Raw genomic sequence first — 5361 nt, forward strand, 5'->3', positions numbered from 1 at the left:
GTGTGGGGAGTGTGGGGAGTGTGGGGGGAAAGAGAATTTATGCTTCCCCCTCCTTCCTCCCACACCTCCTACACCTCCCACACTTCCTAGAAAGCCCAATGCCCAATGCCCATCACCTAATTTGCAATTCCTTTTCTAACTTATCTAGGTCTGTTTTGAGCAAAATCGTCATTTGACCGGTAAAAGCTTTGCCTGTTTTAGGTTGGGCTATTTCTACCCAATACACATAGCGGGAACCTACTCGTAATTCTCCTTTTAAAGCTTCTCGAATGGGAGTTTTGGCAAAACGCGCGGAGTTAACTGCCTTTTGGTTGGGATATTGATACACAACTTCGGCGCGATCGTAGTCTTGATAAATTTCTAAGCCATAAATCACCCGCAGGGATTCTCGCAGGCGATCGAATGTCATACCGTTAATAGCATCATACATAGCAATACGCTCAGTGCGAATTGTGCCACGGTCTTTGGAAAACTCCACCCTACCGGGAGGCAATACCGATGCTTGAAAAGTGAATCTTTGAGCAGCTGTATCAGTCTTTTGCACAAACAATTGCTCTCCACTTCTGGGGCGGAGTGTGGGATGTGCTTTAATCCAAGTGCCTACTTCTTCTGTACTTTGTCCTGGTAAAGCATTAACTTTGGCATCAAAAAGCGTTCCTGTACATAGCCAGGGCACTAGGGAAAAAGGCAAAATTAAAAACTTAAGCAGAGATTTGTTGAGCATTTTTCTATTCAGGATTTATATGAAAATTTCCCTGTTAGGGATTAACCATAGTTTTCCCGTTTTTGGGCAAGATTATTTCAAGCATCAACCCAACTTAAAATATCAGAGATTTTACTTATCAACGCTCTATCATAGAAAAAGCTAAAAAATCAAATTATTATGAGCATTACATTTAGTAGCCCAGAGCAAGAACAAATAATTCAAGTTTCGCTAGCAACAGATAAATTTAATAGTGTTGATGAAGTAATTCAAATGTCAATATAGAAGCGTATCTAGGCTCTCTAACAAAAACAAAATTGGAGGATATAATACCTATGATTGTTAGAATTTTTTTTGATTAAAATAAGGAGTATTCAGGTTATTTAGGGTATGACAATACTGTTGCAGCAGAATGCTTAAACTCTCTGGGGTACTTGCAAAAGTTATTGATCGTTTTACGATTCACTAAGTAAAAGTTTAAAGTAGTACATTGACACTCCCCCGACTGACTAAGTATCGCTTGTTTGACGACACGCTGTAGACCCCGACCATTTGCTATACCCTGCAAAAAACTAAGGAATCATTGCTACTTTAATTACTCGACGTGCTTTCATGTCATAAAACACTTGTTCTAAATCCTTTAATGGTCGTTTTTCGCTAATAAGTAATTCCAAGGGAATTTTTCGACTGGCTATTAGTGATAAAGCCGATCGCACATACTTTGGTGTATTATGAAACACGCCTTTTAGGGTTAGTTCGCTGTAGTGTAGCTGTTCTGTATTTACACTAATGCTGGTATCGCGTGGACAACCGCCGAATAAGTTCACGGTTGCACCAGGACGGGCGCAAGCGATCGCAGTTTCCCAAACACTAGGCACTCCAGTAGCTTCAATCACTATATCTGCACCCCATCCTTTGGTAAGTTCTTTCACTACACCAGGAATATCCAAAATTTGATGATAATTAAAGGTCTGGGCTGCACCCAATTTTTTACCAATTTCTAACCTGTGGTCATTACCCCCCCACAGCAAGACTTCCGCAGTATCCGCTAAAGCCGCTACAAACATCAACCCGATGGCCCCATCTCCCAAAACTACTACTTTATCTTGGGGCTGAATATGAGAACGCGCTACTCCATGCAGCACACAAGCTAAGGGTTCCGTCATGGCTGCTAATTCCCAAGGCAAATCATCGGGAATCTGCAATAAATTATGCTGCACTATCGGTGCGGGAATTTTCAGATATTGGGCAAAAGTGCCGTTATTCCAGGTTAAATTTGGGCACAATGAATATTCTTGTCGTTGACAAAAAAAACAATCCATGCATGGGGCGGAATTATTAGCAACAACGCGATCGCCTATTTGCCAACCCGTAACACCTGCTCCCAAGGCTACAATTTCCCCAGCCGCTTCATGCCCAAACAGCGTCGGCGGTGTCAACATTTTGGCATGACCGCCACGCCGCCAAACTTTCAAATCAGTACCGCAAGTTGTGGCGGTTCCCACTTGGATGACGACTTCGCCAACCCCAGGAGTGGGGTCAGCAACTTCCTCTAGGCGTAAATTTTCTTGCCCATAAAGTAAAGCTGCTAACAAAATTTTCAACCTATCAATTAACTCCAACTGATTTTACCAGTTGAACCTATTTGATAGGTCTAAATAAGTAGGTCAACTTAATTAAACATAAAACAATGCTAGTGGCGTGGCAAGCCTTAAATGTTGCAATAGATTTTATTGTGGGATGGGTGTCCTCACCCGTCCGGGCGGGCAGGATGCCCACCCCACAAGAGTTTATTAATGAACTATTTTAGCCTTGCCACGCTACTACGTATGACGTTTTGTTAGGTTGAGCTACTTATCAAAACTCAGCAGTCAGGACTCAAAATTAACAATGATTGTAAAAACAAGGTTTTCATAGCTTGTTAATTTTCTTGAAATTATTAAGCTTGGGTCTCAAAGTGTTCTCAATTCTGTATTCTGGATTCTGAATTCTGAATTCTGAATTCTTAGGTCTAAACTAAAATTTGATTTTGATTTTTTAGTAAGTTTTTATCAAACTAAAAGGCTGAAAAATTAGGAATTCGCAGCTGTTTGAGGAAGGACTCCAGTATTTCGGCTTTCCACATTCGACAAACGAGCAACAGTTAACAGGGGTACTTCTTGTCGGCACGACAGGCAAAACCAATATAATTCGCCATGACGGATATGACGCAGGAGGGAACCACCGCAGCATGGGCAAGTGTTGGCTCTCGTACTCATACCAATGTCCTCCTTAAAATAAAAGTTGTTGTTTAAGCTAAGCAAAAAAAAGCAGTTGATTAAAAGCGGATGTTCCCGGCGTGAATGCGGCCATTCGATTCTATGCGGTCTTTAATAATTTGTCCGTAAACAGCTTCATATCCGTTAACCATTTGGCTAACACTAAAATTGTCTTCTACATATTTTCGACAGGTTTGACGATTGAGTTTCAAAGCTAATGGAATCATTGCCGCCATTTGGGTATAGTTTTGGCAGATAAAACCTGTTTTCCCGTGAGCAATCACTTCAGATACGGAGCCTAAATTCATGGCAATTACTGGCGTACCAGTTGCCATTGATTCGATCATTACTAAGCCAAAAGGTTCTTGCCAAGCGATGGGGAAAAGAGTAATGGCAGCATTGCCCAGAAGTTCAGTTTTTTCGGTGTGGTTGATTTCACCTAGATATTCAATTTGCTGACCATCAATATAGGGGGCAATTTCTTGTTCAAAAAACTTAGTATCTCCTAAGTCAACTTTTCCAGCCATCTTTAAACGCCAACCAGTTTGTTTAGCAATGGCGATCGCATGTTGTGGCCCTTTATCTGGCGAAAAACGACCTAAAAATGCCAAATATTGAGGCTCTGACGGTTGGGTTACAAATGGATAATCTGTTAGTTCAATTCCGTTATAAACCGTGGCAATATAATTAAGGTCGATTTGACGCTGGGAGTTACTAATGCTGACGTATGGTTGCTTTTGGTGGTAGCTAAATGCTTTACGGTTATCCTTTGTAAAATTATTGTGTAGAGTATGCACTGTAGAAGTTGTTGTTATCAAACTCGCCAAAGGTAATGCTGAAATCCCTACATGAGAATGGATAATATCGAACTCGGCAGCACGTTGATAAACTTGACTCACTTCCAGCATTTCGTACACTATATACTCTTTGACATTTGGGTCTAAGCGTAATGCACGGGGATAAACTGCTTCTAATTGAGCCATCGTTTCAGAATCGCCGGAGGCAAATAAAGTTACCTGATGACCGCGACGAACAAGTTCATCAGTCAAGCGACTCACTACCAGTTCTATTCCTCCATAACTAGGAGGTGGAACCCTTTCCCATAAGGGCGCAACTTGAGCGATTTTCATAAGTTGTTTTGGTTCAGTCCATAAATTTGTCCCCACCATAATGAGCTACCTCATTATTTTATGAGAACAAAGCATTTGTACTTACTTTTTTGAAATTTAAATTAACCTAACAGGCTACCAAAAACACAATATTCGGTTAACCCTAACGTAAATTTTTCACCAAGCAAATCTCTAGAATGTCGGCAAAACTTGACTTTGAGCTACATTTATAACCTATAACTAATCAATTACTGGTTGCATCTGTCTTCGGGATCATAATCTAGTAGAATATTTTGTAGCAGAACTTACAAAAGTGAATATTTTGTAGCTCAAAATACTAAATTATTAAACGGGATCAAATTATTACAACTGAATTTAAAAGCAATGAACAGATAGCATGTAAATTATAAATATTAAATAATTTAAGAAAAATTACATAATTTGTAATTAGTAATTTACAAAAGTTTTGATAGCTAACTCATGAAAATCGCTACTTGGAACGTCAACTCAATTCGCATTCGTCTCGAACAGGTTACTGATTGGTTAACTCATAATCCCGTTGATGTTCTGTGCTTGCAAGAAACCAAAGTTATAGATGCCGAATTTCCGCGATCGCCTTTTGAGGAAATGGGCTATCACCTTTATCTATCAGGACAAAAATCCTATAACGGCGTAGCGATAATCAGCCGCCAACCACTCATAGACGTAAGCAGCGGCTTTAGGACAATTTTGAAAGATTTACCCTTGGAATGGGAGGAACAAAAGCGAGTCATTACAGGCGTAATTGACGGTGTTCGGATTGTGAACTTATACGTTCCCAACGGCGCGGCGGTAGGAACCGAAAAATACGAATATAAACTGCGTTGGCTGACAGTCCTACGTGAATACTTGCGATTGCTGCTATTGTCACAATCTGATATTTGTGTGTGCGGTGACTTCAACATTGCACCAGAAGCAAAGGATATTCACGAACAAGTGAGTACAGAAAATCATATTATGGCCACAGAAACAGAGCGCCAAGCCTTACAGGATATTTTGACACTGGGATTTGCTGACGCTTTTCGCAAATTTACTAGCGAAGGCGGAAATTATACTTGGTGGGATTATCGCGCTGCGGCCTTCCGTCGCAACTTAGGTTGGCGCATTGACCATCATTATCTTACCCCCATACTCTATGAACGGGCTAAAAGTTGCATCATTGATGCAGCACCAAGAAAATTGACCCAACCCAGCGACCACGTGCCGGTGATTGTTGAATTTTAAATGGGGCATGGGGAAAGGGTAAGGGGGA

General features: G+C 40.8%; 5 protein-coding genes. 1 reads left to right on the plus strand and 4 read right to left on the minus strand.

Annotated elements, in window-relative coordinates; translation table 11 throughout:
- Positions 1-112: 112 nt before the first annotated feature.
- The 4 genes from GNE10_RS31640 to GNE10_RS31655 all read right to left on the minus strand — a co-directional run bounded on the left by GNE10_RS31640 (position 113) and on the right by GNE10_RS31655 (position 4091).
- Positions 113-724 (minus strand): hypothetical protein, encoded by a 612-nt coding sequence (locus GNE10_RS31640; RefSeq protein ID WP_185569899.1) that lies wholly within the window; start codon positions 722-724, stop codon positions 113-115.
- Between the two features lie 551 nt (positions 725-1275).
- Positions 1276-2298, minus strand: coding sequence for a zinc-binding dehydrogenase (locus GNE10_RS31645; RefSeq protein ID WP_185569906.1), 1023 nt, complete (start codon positions 2296-2298; stop codon positions 1276-1278).
- A 477-nt stretch (positions 2299-2775) separates the two neighbouring features.
- Positions 2776-2961 carry a hypothetical protein gene (locus tag GNE10_RS31650; protein WP_185569901.1) on the minus strand — a complete coding sequence of 62 codons (186 nt, stop codon included), beginning with the start codon at positions 2959-2961 and terminating at the stop codon, positions 2776-2778.
- A gap of 59 nt (positions 2962-3020) precedes the next feature.
- Entirely contained in the window at positions 3021-4091 is a 1071-nt protein-coding gene (locus tag GNE10_RS31655) for a glycosyltransferase family 4 protein (protein WP_185569904.1), read from the minus strand.
- 459 nt (positions 4092-4550) lie between these two features.
- Here GNE10_RS31655 and xth point away from each other — a divergent pair, with 459 nt between their 5' ends.
- Positions 4551-5333 carry an exodeoxyribonuclease III gene (xth, locus tag GNE10_RS31660; protein ID WP_099071478.1) on the plus strand — a complete coding sequence of 261 codons (783 nt, stop codon included), beginning with the start codon at positions 4551-4553 and terminating at the stop codon, positions 5331-5333.
- Positions 5334-5361: the final 28 nt, after the last annotated feature.

The organism is Nostoc sp. 2RC (assembly GCF_014222165.1).
Classification (GTDB): Bacteria; Cyanobacteriota; Cyanobacteriia; order Cyanobacteriales; family Nostocaceae; genus Nostoc; species Nostoc linckia.

Excerpts from the sequence above, each read along its gene's own strand:
- GNE10_RS31640 (WP_185569899.1), bottom strand. The coding sequence starts at position 724 with ATGCTCAACAAATCTCTGCTTAAGTTTTTAATTTTGCCTTTTTCCCTA.
- GNE10_RS31650 (WP_185569901.1), bottom strand. The coding sequence starts at position 2,961 with ATGAGTACGAGAGCCAACACTTGCCCATGCTGCGGTGGTTCCCTCCTG.
- GNE10_RS31655 (WP_185569904.1), bottom strand. The coding sequence starts at position 4,091 with ATGAAAATCGCTCAAGTTGCGCCCTTATGGGAAAGGGTTCCACCTCCT.
- xth (WP_099071478.1), top strand. The coding sequence starts at position 4,551 with ATGAAAATCGCTACTTGGAACGTCAACTCAATTCGCATTCGTCTCGAA.